Origin of the sequence: Azorhizobium doebereinerae UFLA1-100 (genome assembly GCF_000473085.1) — a bacterium.
In the GTDB taxonomy this organism is placed as follows: Bacteria; Pseudomonadota; Alphaproteobacteria; order Rhizobiales; family Xanthobacteraceae; genus Azorhizobium; species Azorhizobium doebereinerae.
The window spans coordinates 93,433-108,842 of the sequence record NZ_AXBA01000020.1 but is presented as its reverse complement, the minus strand read 5'-3'; the positions used below and the strand labels follow the sequence as shown (position 1 = coordinate 108,842).

Genomic DNA, 15,410 nt, shown 5'->3' with positions numbered 1-15,410 from the left:
CACACCCACTGAGATCCTTCGGCGCCTTGAGGCGCGGATGGAAGGCGAGATGCTCCGCATCCGGCCGGACGCCGATCCGGCCGCGCTCTCGCGTGCTATCCGCTCGCCGCGGGGCATGCTGGCCACCATCCTGCGCGTCGTGGCGCTGGAACTGCACCAGGTACATCTCCATTTGCGCTGGTGGGGCGACCAGTATTTCGTGGACACCGCCGACGTGGAATACCTGCTGCGGCATGCCGACATCTGGGGCATCCAGCAGCGCCCGGCCACGAAGGCGATCGGCCGGGCCACCGTCGCCGGCCGGGCCGATACGGTCGTGCCCCTCGGCGCCGTGCTCCAGGGCGCTGGATCGGTCACCTATGAGGTGGTCACCGCCGTCACCATCGGCGCCGCCGGAACGGCGAGCGTGGACGTGCGGGCGCTGGCCGCCGGCACGGACGGCAATGCCGCCGCCGGCACTCGCCTGTCCTTCATCACCACGGTGTCGGGCCTCACGCCGCAGGAGGCGGCGGTGGACGCGGACGGGCTCGCCGGCGGCGCACCCATCGAGACTCAAGCCTCGCTGCTCTCCCGCGTGCTGGCGGAGATCCGCGAGCCCGCTCACGGCGGCGCCGGATTCGACTATCCGCGCTGGATCCAGAACAGCTTCGCCGCCAGCCACGTTCGCTGCCTGCCCAATTGGGTGGGCGTCGGCACGGTCGGCGTGGTGGTGGCCATGGGCTCGGCGGCGATCCCGCGCGTGCCGACCCCTGCCGAGCTGGACGCCATGGCTGCCCATCTGGATGCGCTCCGGCCGGTGACGGCCGAGGTCATCATGGTCGCCGTGGAACTGCTGGCCTGCGACGTCACGGTGGGGCTCGACCCCTATGAGGCCACCGTCCGCAATGCCGCCACCGCCGCCGCTACCGCCTTTTTCGCGCGAGAGGCGAGGATCGGCGAGCGGCTCTATCACTCGCGCCTGTCCGAGGCTATCTCGGCGGCATCCGGTGAGTATCGGCACGAGTTGATCGCGCCCGCCGGCGACATCGTGCCGACCCTGCGCCAGTTGCCTGTGCCCGGCGTGCTCACCTGGCAGGCCGCGTCATGAGCCGCAGCGCGGATGCCGCCCATCGCGAGGTGCTCTCGCTGCTGCCGCCCGGCTGGATCTGGCCGGGCCGGGACAGCGTGCTGGCCGCCGTGCTGCGGCCGATCGCCGACGAGGTGGCCGACATCGAGGCCACCGCCGAGGCGATGATGGAGGAGATCGATCCGCGCACGGCGGTGCTGTGCCTGGAAGATTTCGAGCGCGTGCTGGGGCCGGACCCCTGCGGCCGCGACGTCTCGTCCATGGACGTGCCCGCGCGCCAGCGGCTGGCGCATCAGCGCTGGACGGCGCGGGGCGGGCAGTCGATCGCCTATTTCGTCGGGCTCGCCGCCAAGCGCGGCGTCACCATCACGATCGAGGAGGTCCACGTCAGCCAGGTGGGCGTGCTGCGCGCCGGCGACGAACTGGTCAATTCGCCCGAGCAGTATGTGTGGCGCGTGATCCTCTCACTGGGCGCGTGGGACGTGTTCCGGGCCGGCGAGAGCGTCGCCGGCGACCGGCTCTATGACTTCGAGCTCTCCGACATCGAGTGCGACATCCGCCGCGCCAAGCCGGCGCACACCGAGGTGGTGTTCTCCTATCTCGACGCCAACGCCACGTCGCCGGTGACTGTCACGGTCCACGGCGATCCCCTCCGACTGCTCGGCTCCCTGCTGGTGCTGCCGGCTTAACTCGCGGACCTGGACCATGGATCGCATCACCGGATCATCGACCATCGACATCGGCGGCGGCCGCCGGGGCTTTCGCGGCCGGGACGCCGTCGCCGGCATCGCCGGCACGGAGGTCACGGCCGACTGGCTCAACGACCTACAAGAGGAGTTGATGGCCGTCATCGAGCGGGCCGGTTTCACCGGCTCGACGTTGGACGTGCAGCAGCTCTTGAGAGCCATTCGGACGCAGCGACCGAATTACGTGGTGGCGGGTGGCACGGCGAACGCGCTCACCCTGGTGCTTGATCCCGCACCGGCCACCCTCGACGAACTGCTCGGGACGCCCATTCGGTTCCACGTCCACGTCAGCAACGGGGGCGCCACAACTCTCAAGGTCAACGATTTCGCGGCCTTGCCGCTCCGGATGTATGGCGGCTCGGACATGATCGCCAACCAACTTGTGCCTGGCATCGTCGAGGCGGCTTACGACGGGACGGTGTATCAGGTCCTGAGCCTGACCCCGAGCGTGTTCAGCCGTGGTGGCTACCAGTGGTTCGCTAACAGCACGTCCTGGACGGTGCCCCAAGGTGTTTTCTACGTCACCGCCGAGGTGTTGGGCGCGGGCGGCGGCGGCGGCGGAACCAGCGTCACCGGGGCGGCGGCGACGGGCGGCAATGGTGGGGCGTTTGCCGTGGGGCGCTACGCTGTCACGCCAGGCCAAGTCATCCCGATCACCGTAGGCTTGGGCGGTGGGGCGGCGGCTGCCGGCGCCCAAAACGGCTTCGCGGGCGGCGCGTCCTCCTTCGGGTCCTATGTCACCGCTAACGGCGGGTATGGCGGGATTGGCTCGGGCGGCGGCGTCCAGACCATCATCCAGCCAAACGCCACCACCTCCGGGGCGAACATTATCGGCCTGATCGGCTCGCAGGCTCAGCCCGCCTACCAGATCGGCACCACCCTTGTCATGTCGCCAGGTGGTCCGCCCCCCAATGGGGGCTACACGGACCGTGCGGGCTACAGCAACAGCAGCCCCATCGGCGGCTCTTATGCCAGCTTGCTGGGCCAAGGCGGCGGCGGCGGCCTCGGGGGCTCGGCGCCGGGCGGCGCGGGCGCCTCGGGCTACATCAAGATCACGTATTGAGGGGGGCGGCCATGATGGGATACGTGCGCATACAGGGCGGTGTGGTGGTGGAGCTTATTCCCGCATCAGATTTACCTATCTCGGACCGCTACCACGCGGAGTATGTGGCCACATTGACGCCACTTGACGGCCCGCCTCCGCAGATTGGGAGCACCGCGCTCCAAGCCGAGGACGGAGGATGGTCCTTCGGTGCCCCCGAGCGTTTGGCGACCGATCTGCTGGCCGCCAAGGTCGCCGAGCTGGACGCGGCTTGCGCCGCCACCATCCTGGGCGGCTTTCGGTCCTCGGCGTTGGGCAGCCTGCACGCCTATCCGTCCAACGAGACGGACCAGATCAATCTGATGGGCTCGGTGACGGCCTCCCTCTTGCCGGGGCTGGCTGACGGCTGGACCACCCCGTTCTGGTGCCGCGACATGGCCGGCGCCTGGGCATTCCGCGACCATGACGCGGTGCAGATCCAAGCCGTGGGCGCCGATGGCAAGGCCCATGTGGTCGCCTGCCAGACGTTGCTGGCCGCCCTGGCCGAGGAGGCCGCTTCCGCGTCCGATGATACGGCCCTTGCCGCGATCGTCTGGCCCGAAGTCGCTTGAGCGAGGTGTGTGATGCCGGAACTTGCCGATAGGACACAGGTGCCCGAGGCGCCGGCCGCGCCGGGCGATCTACTGTTGGGCTGGAGGGCATCCAACCCCTACTGGCTCGACCTCGACCTCTATGCGCAGGCCCTGGTCGCGCGCGCGGGCACAGCGGCGGCCGAGGCCTCGGTGGCGCTCGCGGCGCTGGCGGCGCGGATGACGGCGGTGCCCTCGGCCGACCGCCAGCGGGCGATGATCCGCCTCATCGCCAGCCTGATCGGCACCGGCGTGTGGGACCGGCTGGACGCCTTGTGGCTCCCGGCCGCGCACGACGCGCAAGCCGGCCGCCTCAACTGGATCGGCGACCGCTACAATCTCACGGCGGTCAACAGCCCGGCCTGGACAGCGGATCGCGGCTACAAGGGCGACGGGGCTGCGGCCTATCTCTCCACCGGCTTCGTCGGCGGCGGCGCGACTGACAAATGCCAGCAGAGCAGCGCGACCGTGGGCGTGTATGTGCAGCAGCTCGCGGCTGCCGGCACCACCTGCCTGGCGGGCTCCACGGATACCGGGGCGCCCGGCGGCTCGGCTGGCACGCGGGTGATGATGCGCTATGAGACCGCAGGCCCGACCTATCACATGCTCGCGGTCAATGACGCCAGCAACTCGGTATCCGCCGCCGGCGCTCTCGCCGCGCTGGGCCTCTACACCGTCACCCGCAATTCGGCGGCAACCTCCGAAGCCTATCTAGGCAGCCAACTCATCGAGAGCCGGACCTCGGCGTCCCGCTCGCTCTCGACCGAGCTGTACCTTCTCGCCGATCACTTCATTGCCAGCGGGGCGAACTTCCCGGCGACCGAGCGGATCTCCGCGGCCTTCGTCGGCGGCGGCTTGACCGCGCCGCAGGTGGCCAACTTGTCGGCCGCCCTGGGAGCCTATCTGACGACCCTGGGAGCCTGACATGGCTACGACGTTCCTGATCCTCACCAGTGCGCAGGCCAATGCCCTGCGCGGACCGACGGCGCCTGGCGCCGCACTGGAGCCCGTGGCGCTGGCCGATGGCGCGCGGTGGGTGCTGCCAATGTCCGTGCTCGACGATCCGGCCCATGGCAGCCGCCATGCCGAGCTGGTCGCTCTGCCCGTCGATGAGGTAACGTCGGACCTGTTCCCCACGGCCGAGGTGCCGGTCATCTCGGAATAGTGGGGCGGGGCGCGAGCGCCCCAACGCGGGCCGGCCGGCAAGCATGATCCCCGCGACCGGAGACGGGTTTCGGTCCCCCAGGGGGCGCTAACCCGCAAGGCCTCCTCCCATGACATCGCAGTTCGGCGTCCTGGAGAGGCACGAGTTGCTCTTGAAGAGGCCCTTCCGTAGCTGTGTGGGGTGATGAAAAAAGCGCTGTCCATCGCTGCAAAAAGCGATGTCACGCTTCAGTCGGCGCGCGTTTCNCCCCCCCCTCCCCACCCCTCCCCCGCAAGGGGGGAGGGAGCGCGTCGCGCGGGAGGCGACGTCGCGTTCTTTCAGGCCCGGTTTGGCGGAACACCGCCGGCCTACGGCCGTCGCCCCCACCCAACCCTCCCCCGCGATGCGGGAGAGGGCTTCGGCCCGCTGGAAGGGAAAGCGCCCCTTCAGACCTCCGCCTTCACGAAGATGGAGCGCGCCGAGAGCGGGGCCTCGCCGCGCTCCATGCGGCCGAGGCACAGCTTCAGATGCGCCAGGAACACCCGCACCGCGTCGGGCAGTGAGCGGCCGATCATCGACTGCACCTCGTAGCGCCGGTGCCCCACGTGCGGCGCCTTCACCGGCAGCGCCCGCACCTGGAAGCGCCAGATGCGCGACAGCACGGTGATGCGCCCGGTGACGGTGATGCCGCCGCTGATCTCCGCGAACCGCCACAGCGCCGACATGTAGTTGGTGGTCAGCACCGGCTCGATGACGATGCCCTCGGTGCCGCAGGCAAGGTCGAACAATTGCCGCGCCGTGGTGTCCTTGGCCGACAGCGCCACCGGATGGGCGGCGATGTCGGCCAGCGTCACATGCTCCTGCCCGGCGAGCGGATGGTCGAGCGCCATCAGCGCCATCAGCGGCGCGTTGCCGAGGAATTCCACCTGCACGCTGGGCTCGGGCACGAAGCCGAAGGTGAGGCCGAGGTCCACCTCGCCCTCGCGCACCATGCGCGTCACCGCCTGGGGCGCGGCCACCCGCATGTCGAACAGGATGCCGGGATGGCGCTCGCGGAAGGCGCCGATCACCTCCGGCATCAGGTCCACCGCGAAGCCCTCGGTGCAGCCGATGCGGATGACGCCGCGCTCCAGCCCGCGCAGCCGGCGGATCTCGTTGACCACCTGCTCCTCGTCGAGGAGGGTGCGGCGGACGTGCTGGGCCAGCAATTCCCCGGCCGGGCTCGGCACCATGCCGCGCGCGCGGCGCTCGAACAAAGGCGAGCCGAGCTGCGCCTCCAGCTTGGCGATCTGCCGGCTGATGGCGGAGGCGGCCACATTGAGCCGCGCGGACGCCTCGGCGATGGAGCCGACCCGCACCACCTCCAGGAAATAGCGCAAGGCCGCGTCCTGCACGCCTACCCCCATACCCCGGCACCATTGCCGACCCGGCAACGATAATCGCGAAATATTCTAATTGCGATATTCGCTAAGCTCAATAATCTGACATGCCTAGATGTTGAGCTATCTAGCCCGGCATCCAAGAACCAAACCAGAGAGAGAACATGGCGCACCTTCAGTCCCGTCTCTCGCGTGCCCTCACGGCCGCCGTTCTGGCCCTCGCGCCCGCGACCGCGTTCGCCGGCAAGGCCACCGACACGCTCACCTATGCGTCCGACACCGAGCCGGAGAATGTGAGCCCGTACCACAACAACGTGCGCGAGGGCGTCATCATCGCCCGGCACGTGTTCGACAACCTGATCTATCACGACCTCGCCACCGGCAAATACGAGCCGCAGCTCGCCACCGACTGGACCTGGGTGGACCCGCAGACGCTGGACCTGACCATCCGCAAGGGCGTGACCTTCCACAATGGCGACCCGCTGACCGCCGACGACGTGGTGTTCACCCTGAATTACGCGGTGGACCCGGCCTCCAAGGTGGTCACCAAGCAGAACGTCAACTGGGTGAAGAGCGCCGAGAAGATCGGCGACGACAAGGTGCGCATCCACCTCGTCGGCCCGTTCCCGGCGGCCATCGAATATCTCTCCGGCCCCGTCGTCATCTATCCCAAGGCCTATTTCCAGAAGGTCGGGCTGGATGGCTTCGCCAAGGCGCCCATCGGCTCCGGCCCCTACAAGGTCACCGCCGTGGTGCCCGGCAAGGGCGTGAAGATGGAGAAGAACACCAATTACTGGAAGGGCAGCCCGCTCGGCACGCCGTCGATCGGCAAGCTGGAGTTCCGCGTCATCCCCGACCAGGAGACCCAGCTCGCCGAGCTGATGACCGGCGGCGTGGACTGGATCTGGCGCGTGCAGGCCGACCAGGCCAAGCAGCTCGAAGCCGTGCCCAACCTCTCGGTGCTGGCGGCGGAGACCATGCGCGTCGGCTTCCTCCAGCTCGACGCCCGCGGCCAGACGCCCGGCGCCGTGCCGCTGAAGGACGTGCGCGTGCGCCAGGCCATCGCCTATGCCATCGACCGCAAGGCGATGCTGGACAATCTGGTGCGCGGCGGCGCCCGCATCATGAATTCGGCCTGCTTCATCGACCAGTTCGGCTGCACCGACAAGGGCGTGCCGCGCTATGACTACGACCCGGCCAAGGCCAAGAAGCTGCTGGCCGACGCCGGCTACGCCGACGGCTTCACCATCGACCTCTATGCCTATCGCGAGCGCGAATATGCGGAAGCGGTGGTCGGCTATCTGCGCGCCGTGGGCATCAAGGCCAACCTCAACTTCATGAAGTATGCGGCGCTGCGCGAATTGTCCCGCGCCGGCAAGGTGCCGATCTACTACCAGACCTGGGGCTCGTTCTCGGTGGCCGACGCCTCCGCCTTCACCGGCGCCTGGTTCAAGGGCGACGAGGACGATCTCGCCCGCGACGACGAGGTCACCAAGCTGCTGAAGACCGCCGACACCACGGTGGAGACGGAGACCCGGCTGAAGACCTATGCCGAGGCGCTCAAGCTGATCGCCGAGCGCACCTATCTGGTGCCTTTGTTCTCCTATTCCTCCAATTACGCCTTCACCAACGACCTCAGCTTCACCGCCCAGCCGGACGAGCTGCCGCGCTTCTTCAAGGCCAAGTGGAAGTGAAAAACTGGAAGTGAAGAAGCGGACGTGAACGGGCGATAAGCCTGGACTCAACAGCGGGAGCGGCGCGCGCGGCGCGCCGCCCCTGACGGCCCCGGAGGGCGCCAAGGGCGGCCCCTCTTCCATCTTCCGGCAGCGGCGTGGAGACGCCGCCGCTGCCGCCGCCTCCGGTGCGCCGGGCGGGCTTCCGGCCCCGCGCACACGCCATGCAGCTCGTCATGCAGGACGCCAGAAGATGCTCGCCTTCACCCTCCGACGACTGGTCGTCGCCTTTTCCGTGGCGCTCACCGTCTCGGTCATCGCCTTCGTGCTGCTGCACCTGTCCGGCGACCTCGCCACCTCCATCGCCGGGGCCGAGGCCTCGCCCGCGCAGGTGGCCGAGGTGCGCCACCAATACGGCCTCGACCGGCCGCTCACCGTGCAATATCTCGACTGGCTGTGGCGCGCTTTGCACCTCGACTTCGGCAATTCCTTCTATTTCCGCGACAGCGTGGTCTCGCTCATCGCCACCCGCATGCCGGTGACGCTGACGCTGGGCGCCATCTCGCTGGCCATCTCGCTCATCATCGCCGTGCCGCTGGGCGTGCTGGCGGCGGTGTTCCGCGGCACGATCATCGACCGGCTGGCGCTGACCTTCTGCGTGCTCGGGCAGGCCATCCCCACCTTCTGCCTGGGGCTGGGGCTGATCATCATCTTCGCCGTCAATTTGCGCTGGCTGCCGGTCTCAGGCACGGCGGGCTGGCAGAATTACGTGCTGCCCTCGGTGGCGCTCGGCTGGTACGCGGTGCCCGCCGTGATGCGGCTGTCGCGCAACGGCATGCTGGAGGTGCTCTCGGCGGACTATATCCGCACCGCCCGCGCCAAGGGCCTCTCGCCCGCCGCCGTGGTGCTCAAGCACGCGCTGCGCAACGCCATCATCCCGGTGGTGGCGCTGGCCGCCGTGCAGTTCGGCTTCATGCTCGGCGGCTCCATCGTGGTGGAGGCGGTCTTCTCCATGCACGGCGTCGGCCACCTGGCCTGGGAGGCCATCGCCCGCAACGACTTCCCGGTGGTGCAGGCGGTGGTGCTGATCCTCGCCGCCATCTACATCACCCTCACCTTCCTGGCGGACGTCATCAACGCTTTGCTCGATCCCCGGATGCGCGTGGCATGACCGACATGGCTCCCACCACCGCCCCCACCACCGCCCCCAGCGCCGAGACCGCCCTCGACCTGCCGCCGCCGCGCCGTTCCCCGGCGCTGGCCCTGCTGCGCCGGGGCCTGCGCCACGGCGGGCTGGTGGCCGGCGGCGTCATCCTCCTCCTCATCGTCGGCCTCGCGCTCGCCGCCCCGCTGGTGGCGCCGCACGATCCCTATGCGCAGGAGCTGTCGCGCCGCATGGTGCCGCCGATCTGGCAGGCCAAGGGCAATTGGGACTATCTGCTGGGCACCGACAAGCTGGGCCGCGACTATCTGAGCCGCCTGCTCTACGGCGCGCGCATCTCGCTCTTGATCGGCGCCGTCACCGTGCTGATCTCCGGCGTCATCGGCACCACGCTCGGGGTCTGCGCCGGCTATTTCGGCGGCCGGGTGGATGCGGTGCTCAGCTACATCGTCACCACCCGCCTCGCTTTGCCGGTGGTGCTGGTGGCGCTGGCCTCCGCCGCCCTCGTGGGCTCCTCGCTGCAGGGCGTGATCATCGTGCTCGGCCTGCTGCTGTGGGACCGCTTCGCGGTGGTCACCCGCTCGGCGACGCAGCAGATCGCCGGCAGCGACTATATCGCCGCCGCGAAAGCCATCGGCTGCTCGACGCCGCGCCTGATCCTCACCGAGGTGCTGCCCAACATCCTCAACCCGCTGATCGTGGTGGCGACGCTTGAGATGGCCCACGCCATCCTCCTGGAAGCGGCCTTGTCCTTCCTCGGCCTCGGCGTGCAGCCGCCGCTGCCGTCCTGGGGGCTGATGATCGCCGAGGGCAAGCAGTACATGTTCTTCAGCCCCTGGGTGATCGCCATCCCCGCCACCGCGCTGGTGTTCCTGGTGCTGGCCATCAACCTCGTGGGCGACGGGCTGCGCGACGTGACCGCGCCCGAGAACAGGAACTGACCCATGGCCCTGCTTGAGGTTCGGGACCTCGTCATCGACATCCCCACCGAGGCCGGCGTGCTGCATGCGGTGAGCGGCATCTCGTTCGCGGTGGAGCGCGGCGAGACGCTGGCCATCGTCGGCGAGAGCGGCTCGGGCAAGTCGCTCACCTCGCTGGCGCTGATGAACCTCCTGCCCAAGCGCGCCCAGCGCCGGGCGGCGCGGATCAGCTTCGACGGCATCGACCTGCAGACCATCTCGGCGGGCGGCATGCGCAAGCTGCGCGGCAACCGCATGGCGATGATCTTCCAGGAGCCGATGACCTCGCTCAACCCTGCCTACACCATCGGCAACCAATTGATGGAGGCGCTGACCTGCCACCGCAAGGTCAGCCAAAGGGAGGCCCGCGACCGCGCCGTCCACCTGCTGGAGAAGGTCGGCATCACCGCCGCCGACCGCCGGCTGTCGCAATATCCGCACCAGCTCTCCGGCGGCCTGCGCCAGAGGGTGATGATCGCCATGGCGCTGATGTGCGGGCCGGACCTGATCATCGCCGACGAGCCCACCACCGCGCTTGACGTCACCATCCAGGCGCAGATCCTGCACCTGCTGGCCGACCTCCAGAAGGAGTTCGGCATGGCGGTGATCCTTATCACCCACGACCTCGGCGTGGTGGCCCGCGTGGCCGACACGGTGGGCGTCATGTATGCCGGCCGGCTGGTGGAGACCGGCGCCGCCCGCGCGGTGTTCAAGCATCCGCGCCATCCCTATACGCGCGGCCTTCTGGACTGCATCCCGGTGCCCGGCCGCACCGTGCCGGGCATGCCGCTCGGCGCCATCCGCGGCCAGGTGCCGAACCTCATCGGCAAGCTGGAGGGCTGCGCCTTCCGCAACCGCTGCGACTTCGCCGCGCCGGAGTGCGCCGGCGCCATCCCCCTCGCCCACCCCGAGCCGGGCCATGACGTGCGCTGCGTGCGCCTGCCGGAGCTGGAGGCCAGCGCATGAGCGAAACCGTCCTCGAACTGCGCAGCGTCTCGCGCACCTTCTCACTCTCCCAGGGGATGTTCCGCCGCAAGGCGACGCTCACCGCCGTCGCCAGCGTGTCGCTGAAGGTCCAGCGCGGCGAGGTCTATGCGCTGGTGGGCGAGAGCGGCTCGGGCAAGTCCACCCTGGCCAAGATGCTGCTGGGCCTGCTGCCGCCCTCCTCCGGCGAGATATTGATCAACGGCACGCCCATCGCCGCCACCGACCGCATCGCGGTGGCGCGGCGCATCCAGCCGATCTTCCAGGACCCCTATTCCTCGCTCAATCCGAGGAAATCCATCGCCCAGCTCATCGCCTTGCCGCTGGTGGTGCACGGCATCGGCACCTCGGCCGAGCGGCAGAAGAAGGTGGCGGAGATGCTGGACGTGGTGGGCCTGCCCCGCCGCCTGCTGGACGCCTCGCCCAGCCAGCTCTCCGGCGGCCAGCGCCAGCGCGTGGCCATCGCCCGCGCCTTGGTGATGCGCCCGGAGGTGGTGATCTGCGACGAGCCCACCTCGGCGCTCGACGTCTCGGTGCAGGCGCAGATCCTCAACCTGCTGCTGGAACTGAAGCGCGAGTTCGGCCTCACCTATTTCTTCATCAGCCACAATCTGGCGGTGGTGGAGCACCTGGCCGACCGGGTGGCGGTGATGTATCTCGGCCGCTTCGTGGAGGAGCGCACCCGCGCCGGCCTGTTCGCCGGCCCGCAGCATCCCTATACCCGCGCTTTGCTTGAGTCGGTGCTCACCCCGGACCCGGACCTCGGCGTGCCGGACACGCATCTGGGCGCCGTCTTCCCCAATCCGCTCACCCCGGTCGCCGGCTGCGCCTTCCATCCGCGCTGCCCGGCCGCCACCGACATCTGCCGCACCACGGCCCCGCCCCTGGTCCATCTCGCCGACGGCTGGGCCGCCTGCCACCACGCCCCCGGCCTCGCCGCGCAGAGCGCCGCCTGATGCCCGCCCGCGCGCGCACGCCCTTTTCCGAAGCTGCGCTTCGGCCCCCACCCTGCCCTCCCCCGCAAGCGGGAGAGGGTTTGCCGCGCGCCGGGAGAACCGCCCCCGCCGCGCGCGCCGCCTCCACTTTCCATTCCCTCACAGAACGAAGCTGACATCATGAGCCGCCAAGACGCCGTCGCCCGCGCGAGCGACTATTTCGACCGTGGCGCCTTCCGCGCCGATCTCGCCCGCCGCGTCGCGCTGCCCACCGAGAGCCAGACCGGCACCAGCCTCGACGCGCTGCGTGCCTATCTCACCGGCGAGATCATCCCCAATGTGGAGCGGCTCGGCTTCACCTGGCGCATCGTGGAGAACCCGGTGCCGGGCTACGGCCCCTTCCTCATCGCCGAGCGGCACGAGGCGGACGGCCTGCCCACCGTGCTCACCTACGGCCATGGCGACGTGGTGTTCGGCCAGGCCGAGGGCTGGCGCGCCGGCCTTGCCCCCTGGACGCTGGTGGAGGAGGGCGAGCGCTGGTACGGCCGTGGCACCGCCGACAACAAGGGCCAGCACACCATCAACCTCGCCGCCCTTGAGCAGGTGATCGCCGCGCGCGGCGGCAAGCTCGGCTTCAACTGCAAGCTGCTGCTGGAGATGGGCGAGGAGGCCGGCTCGCCGGGCCTGCGCGCCATCGCCGAGCAGGAGCGCGCGGCGCTCGCCGCCGACGTGCTGATCGGCTCGGACGGGCCGCGCCTCTCCGCCGCCCGGCCCACCGTCTTCCTCGGCTCGCGCGGCGCGTTCAACTTCGAGCTGGAGGTGGACCTGCGCGAGGGCGGCCACCATTCCGGCAATTGGGGCGGCGTGCTGGCCAATGCCGGCACGCTGCTGGCCCACGCCATCACCACGCTGGTGGACGCCAAGGGCCGCATCCTGGTGGAGGGCCTGAAGCCGACGGAGATCCCCGCCGCGGTGCGCGCCGCGCTCGCCGACATCACGGTGGAGCAGAACCCCGGCGATCCCGCCATCGACCCCGCCTGGGGCGAGCCGGGCCTCACCCCGGCGGAGAAGATCTTCGGCTGGAACACGCTGGAAGTGCTGGCGTTCAAGACCGGCGCGCCGGAGGCCCCGGCCAATGCCGTGCCGCCCAAGGCCAAGGCCACCCTGCAATTGCGCTTCGTGGTCGGCACCGATCCGGAGACCATCATTCCGCTGGTGCGCGCGGCGCTGGATGCGCACGGCTTCCCGCAGGTCAGCGTGAAGCCCTCGCGCATGGCCACCTTCGCCGCCACCCGCGTCGATCCCACCGACCCGTGGGTGGAATGGGCGCTCGCCTCGATCAAGGCCACCACCGGCAAGACCCCGGCGCTGCTGCCGAATCTCGGCGGTTCGCTGCCCAACGACGTGTTCGCGCTCATCCTCGGCATGCCCACCATCTGGGTGCCGCACTCCTATCCGTCCTGCTCGCAGCACGCGCCCAATGAGCATCTGCTCGCCCCCGTGGCGCGCGAGGCCCTTCAGTTGATGGCCGGCTTGTTCTACGACCTCGGCGAAGATGGCTCCCGAATCGTGAAGGCCCGCGCCGCATGACCTCGCTTCTCCCCTCCGCCGGCATCTATGCCGCCTTGGCCGACCAGGTCGTCGCCTGGCTCGCCCCCCGCTTCGACGAGATGGAGGCGCTGCTCAAACGCCTCGTGAACATGGAATCGAGCAGCTTCGACAAGGCCGGCACCGACAAGGTGGGCGAGGTCATCGCCGATTTGCTCGCCGCCGACGGCATCGCCGTGACGCGCATCCCCAAGGCGGGCTTCGGCGACGTGTTCCGCGCCGAGGTGCCCGGCCGCAGCGGCGGGCCCCATGCTTTGCTGCTCGGCCACCGCGACACGGTGTTCGCCACCGGCACCGTGGCGAAGCGCGGCTATTCCCGGCAGGGCGACATGGCCTATGGCCCCGGCGTCTGCGACATGAAGGCCGGCCTCGTCACCAACATCTTCACCCTGCGCGCCATAAAGGCGGCGGGAGGCCTCGCCTTCCCGGTGGTGGCGCTGTTCACCGGCGACGAGGAGATCGGCTCCGGCACCGGCCGGCCGGAGATCGAAAAGGCCGCGGCGGGCGCCCGCGCGGTGTTCAATTCCGAGCCTGGCCGGGTGAGCGGCAATGTGGTGACCGGCCGCAAGGGCGGCGCCTCCTTCGCCATCCACGTCACCGGCAAGGCCGCCCATTCGGGCGTGAACCACAAGGACGGGGCAAGCGCCATCGAGGCGCTGGCCCGCAAGATCGTCAAGCTGCACGCCCTCACCGATTATGACGCCGGCATCACCACCAATGTGGGCGTCATCAAGGGCGGCAACACCCACAATACGGTGGCGCCCTGGGCGGAGGCGGAGCTCGACCTGCGCTTCGTCACGCTGGAGCAGCATGCGCGGCTGGAGGCGGAGATCGCCGCCATCGTCCGCGCCGAGGAGGTGCCGGGCACGGCGGCGACGCTGACGCCCAAGTCGGTGTTCCTGCCGCTGGAGGCGGAGCATTCCGCCGCGCTGTTCCCGCTCTATCAGGCGGCGGCGGCGAAGGTGGGCTTTTCGGTGGGCGGCGAGTTCACCGGCGGCTGCGCCGATTCCGGCTTCACCGCCTCGCTCGGCGTGCCGACGCTGTGCGGCCTCGGCCCGATCGGCGGCAAGGCGCACACGGACGAGGAATTCTGCCGCCTCGACAGCCTCGTCCCCCGCACCCAGGCCCTGGCCGCCACGCTCTGCGCCCTGGCCTGAGCGCCCGCCGGACGCGCCCCCGCCGTCCCGCGCACCGGAAAACCCCTCTCCCGCCTGCGGGGGAGGGAGCGCGGCGCGCAGAGCGGGGCTGATCCGGGGCCGGGGTTTTGCTAGACAGCAGGGGACCGTTCGGCGCCAGCGCCGGAGCCGGCCACGCCAGGGCGGCCCGCGCCGCCCGATCACCCCCGGATGGGCAGAGCCATGGACAAGACCGCGCAGGACCGCCACCGCCTCTATGAGGACGCGCTGGCGCTTGTCCTCGGCACGCTGTTCGTGTCGCTGGGCATGCTGCTCTACGCCAAGGTGACGCTGCTGGTGGGCAGCCTCGCCGGCCTCTCGCTGCTCATCAGCTACGCCAGCGGCGTCAGCTTCGCGCCGATCTTCTTCATCGTCAACCTGCCGTTCTACGTGCTGGCGGTGAAGCGCATGGGCTGGCCGTTCACCCTGCGCACCATCCTCGCCGTGGGGCTGGTCTCGGCCTTCTCGCGGCTGACGCAGGAGTGGATCGAGGTGGCGCGCATCGCCCCGCTCTATGCCACGGTGATCGGCGGCGGACTGGTGGGCACCGGCCTGCTGATGCTGTTCCGCCACCGCACCAGCCTCGGCGGCATCAACATCCTGGCGCTGTTCCTGCAGGAGCGGTTCGGCCTGCGCGCCGGCTATTTCCAGATGGCGGTGGACCTCGCCATCATGGCCGCGGCCTGGTTCGTCATCCCGCCCGACCGGCTGGCCTTCTCGGTGCTGGGCATCGCCATCGTCAACCTCATCATCGCCCTCAACCACAAGCCCGGCCGCTACGCCGGCTGGAGCTGGTAAGCGCGCGATCAGCAGGGACGGAGCGGCGCGGCCGCCGGCGCGACCGGCCGGGCGGACACCGGCGTGTCCCACGGGTGTGCGCGCGGGACGAAGCCGTCCCCCGGACCCAG

The 15,410-nt window shown here is 69.8% G+C and carries 15 protein-coding genes; 14 read left to right on the top strand and 1 reads right to left on the bottom strand.

Going from position 1 to position 15,410, the window contains the following annotated elements; all coding sequences use genetic code 11:
* Window positions 1-49: 49 nt before the first annotated feature.
* Genes YU1_RS0115125 through YU1_RS0115100 form a run of 6 tightly spaced genes read left to right on the top strand, consistent with a single transcriptional unit; the run spans window position 50 to window position 4,648 of the window.
* Window positions 50-1,087 carry a baseplate J/gp47 family protein gene (locus tag YU1_RS0115125; protein ID WP_198018939.1) on the top strand — a complete coding sequence of 346 codons (1,038 nt, stop codon included), beginning with the start codon at window positions 50-52 and terminating at the stop codon, window positions 1,085-1,087.
* Complete coding sequence (locus YU1_RS29655; protein ID WP_084539895.1) at window positions 1,084-1,755, top strand: YmfQ family protein; 672 nt, start codon at window positions 1,084-1,086, stop codon at window positions 1,753-1,755. The genes YU1_RS0115125 and YU1_RS29655 overlap by 4 nt, the downstream gene beginning before the upstream one ends.
* A 16-nt stretch (window positions 1,756-1,771) precedes the next feature.
* Window positions 1,772-2,875 (top strand): glycine-rich domain-containing protein, encoded by a 1,104-nt coding sequence (locus tag YU1_RS0115115; RefSeq protein ID WP_029004786.1) that lies wholly within the window; start codon window positions 1,772-1,774, stop codon window positions 2,873-2,875.
* 11 nt (window positions 2,876-2,886) lie between these two features.
* The gene (locus YU1_RS29650; RefSeq protein ID WP_035715469.1) at window positions 2,887-3,465 is read left to right on the top strand and encodes a DUF4376 domain-containing protein; all 579 of its coding nucleotides are present in this window, start codon (window positions 2,887-2,889) and stop codon (window positions 3,463-3,465) included.
* Between the two features lie 12 nt (window positions 3,466-3,477).
* A complete protein-coding gene (locus tag YU1_RS0115105; RefSeq protein ID WP_156922161.1) occupies window positions 3,478-4,407 on the top strand; it encodes a hypothetical protein in 930 nt (309 codons plus the stop codon).
* 1 nt (window position 4,408) lies between these two features.
* Complete coding sequence (locus YU1_RS0115100) at window positions 4,409-4,648, top strand: hypothetical protein (RefSeq protein WP_029004784.1); 240 nt, start codon at window positions 4,409-4,411, stop codon at window positions 4,646-4,648.
* Window positions 4,649-5,073: 425 nt separating this feature from the next.
* On the opposite strand, the gene YU1_RS29645 is transcribed toward YU1_RS0115100, so the two are convergent.
* Window positions 5,074-6,033, bottom strand: a complete 960-nt coding sequence (locus YU1_RS29645; protein ID WP_051356898.1) for a LysR family transcriptional regulator — start codon at window positions 6,031-6,033, stop codon at window positions 5,074-5,076.
* Window positions 6,034-6,170: 137 nt separating this feature from the next.
* Between YU1_RS29645 and YU1_RS0115090 the strand changes: the two genes are divergently transcribed.
* From YU1_RS0115090 to YU1_RS0115055, 8 genes are all read left to right on the top strand, one after another.
* Complete coding sequence (locus YU1_RS0115090) at window positions 6,171-7,700, top strand: ABC transporter substrate-binding protein (protein WP_029004783.1); 1,530 nt, start codon at window positions 6,171-6,173, stop codon at window positions 7,698-7,700.
* Between the two features lie 232 nt (window positions 7,701-7,932).
* A complete protein-coding gene (locus YU1_RS0115085) occupies window positions 7,933-8,850 on the top strand; it encodes an ABC transporter permease (RefSeq protein ID WP_029004782.1) in 918 nt (305 codons plus the stop codon).
* A gap of 5 nt (window positions 8,851-8,855) precedes the next feature.
* The gene (locus YU1_RS0115080; protein WP_156922179.1) at window positions 8,856-9,782 is read left to right on the top strand and encodes an ABC transporter permease; all 927 of its coding nucleotides are present in this window, start codon (window positions 8,856-8,858) and stop codon (window positions 9,780-9,782) included.
* Window positions 9,783-9,785: 3 nt separating this feature from the next.
* Window positions 9,786-10,766 (top strand): ABC transporter ATP-binding protein, encoded by a 981-nt coding sequence (locus YU1_RS0115075; RefSeq protein ID WP_029004780.1) that lies wholly within the window; start codon window positions 9,786-9,788, stop codon window positions 10,764-10,766.
* Complete coding sequence (locus YU1_RS0115070; RefSeq protein ID WP_029004779.1) at window positions 10,763-11,740, top strand: ABC transporter ATP-binding protein; 978 nt, start codon at window positions 10,763-10,765, stop codon at window positions 11,738-11,740. Before YU1_RS0115075 ends, YU1_RS0115070 begins: the two co-directional genes overlap by 4 nt.
* Before the next feature lie 159 nt (window positions 11,741-11,899).
* The gene (locus YU1_RS0115065; RefSeq protein WP_029004778.1) at window positions 11,900-13,309 is read left to right on the top strand and encodes a M20 family metallopeptidase; all 1,410 of its coding nucleotides are present in this window, start codon (window positions 11,900-11,902) and stop codon (window positions 13,307-13,309) included.
* Window positions 13,306-14,484, top strand: coding sequence for a M20 family metallopeptidase (locus tag YU1_RS0115060; protein WP_051356897.1), 1,179 nt, complete (start codon window positions 13,306-13,308; stop codon window positions 14,482-14,484). Before YU1_RS0115065 ends, YU1_RS0115060 begins: the two co-directional genes overlap by 4 nt.
* A 201-nt stretch (window positions 14,485-14,685) precedes the next feature.
* Window positions 14,686-15,300, top strand: a complete 615-nt coding sequence (locus YU1_RS0115055; RefSeq protein WP_029004776.1) for a YitT family protein — start codon at window positions 14,686-14,688, stop codon at window positions 15,298-15,300.
* Window positions 15,301-15,410 lie beyond the last annotated feature (110 nt).

What these genes read in the sequence shown, in the direction of transcription:
- YU1_RS0115125 (WP_198018939.1), top strand. Translation starts at nt 50, where the DNA reads ATGCTCCGCATCCGGCCGGACGCCGATCCGGCCGCGCTCTCGCGTGCT.
- YU1_RS29655 (WP_084539895.1), top strand. Translation starts at nt 1,084, where the DNA reads ATGAGCCGCAGCGCGGATGCCGCCCATCGCGAGGTGCTCTCGCTGCTG.
- YU1_RS0115115 (WP_029004786.1), top strand. Translation starts at nt 1,772, where the DNA reads ATGGATCGCATCACCGGATCATCGACCATCGACATCGGCGGCGGCCGC.
- YU1_RS29650 (WP_035715469.1), top strand. Translation starts at nt 2,887, where the DNA reads ATGATGGGATACGTGCGCATACAGGGCGGTGTGGTGGTGGAGCTTATT.
- YU1_RS0115105 (WP_156922161.1), top strand. Translation starts at nt 3,478, where the DNA reads ATGCCGGAACTTGCCGATAGGACACAGGTGCCCGAGGCGCCGGCCGCG.
- YU1_RS0115100 (WP_029004784.1), top strand. Translation starts at nt 4,409, where the DNA reads ATGGCTACGACGTTCCTGATCCTCACCAGTGCGCAGGCCAATGCCCTG.
- YU1_RS29645 (WP_051356898.1), bottom strand. Translation starts at nt 6,033, where the DNA reads ATGGGGGTAGGCGTGCAGGACGCGGCCTTGCGCTATTTCCTGGAGGTG.
- YU1_RS0115090 (WP_029004783.1), top strand. Translation starts at nt 6,171, where the DNA reads ATGGCGCACCTTCAGTCCCGTCTCTCGCGTGCCCTCACGGCCGCCGTT.
- YU1_RS0115085 (WP_029004782.1), top strand. Translation starts at nt 7,933, where the DNA reads ATGCTCGCCTTCACCCTCCGACGACTGGTCGTCGCCTTTTCCGTGGCG.
- YU1_RS0115080 (WP_156922179.1), top strand. Translation starts at nt 8,856, where the DNA reads ATGGCTCCCACCACCGCCCCCACCACCGCCCCCAGCGCCGAGACCGCC.
- YU1_RS0115075 (WP_029004780.1), top strand. Translation starts at nt 9,786, where the DNA reads ATGGCCCTGCTTGAGGTTCGGGACCTCGTCATCGACATCCCCACCGAG.
- YU1_RS0115070 (WP_029004779.1), top strand. Translation starts at nt 10,763, where the DNA reads ATGAGCGAAACCGTCCTCGAACTGCGCAGCGTCTCGCGCACCTTCTCA.
- YU1_RS0115065 (WP_029004778.1), top strand. Translation starts at nt 11,900, where the DNA reads ATGAGCCGCCAAGACGCCGTCGCCCGCGCGAGCGACTATTTCGACCGT.
- YU1_RS0115060 (WP_051356897.1), top strand. Translation starts at nt 13,306, where the DNA reads ATGACCTCGCTTCTCCCCTCCGCCGGCATCTATGCCGCCTTGGCCGAC.
- YU1_RS0115055 (WP_029004776.1), top strand. Translation starts at nt 14,686, where the DNA reads ATGGACAAGACCGCGCAGGACCGCCACCGCCTCTATGAGGACGCGCTG.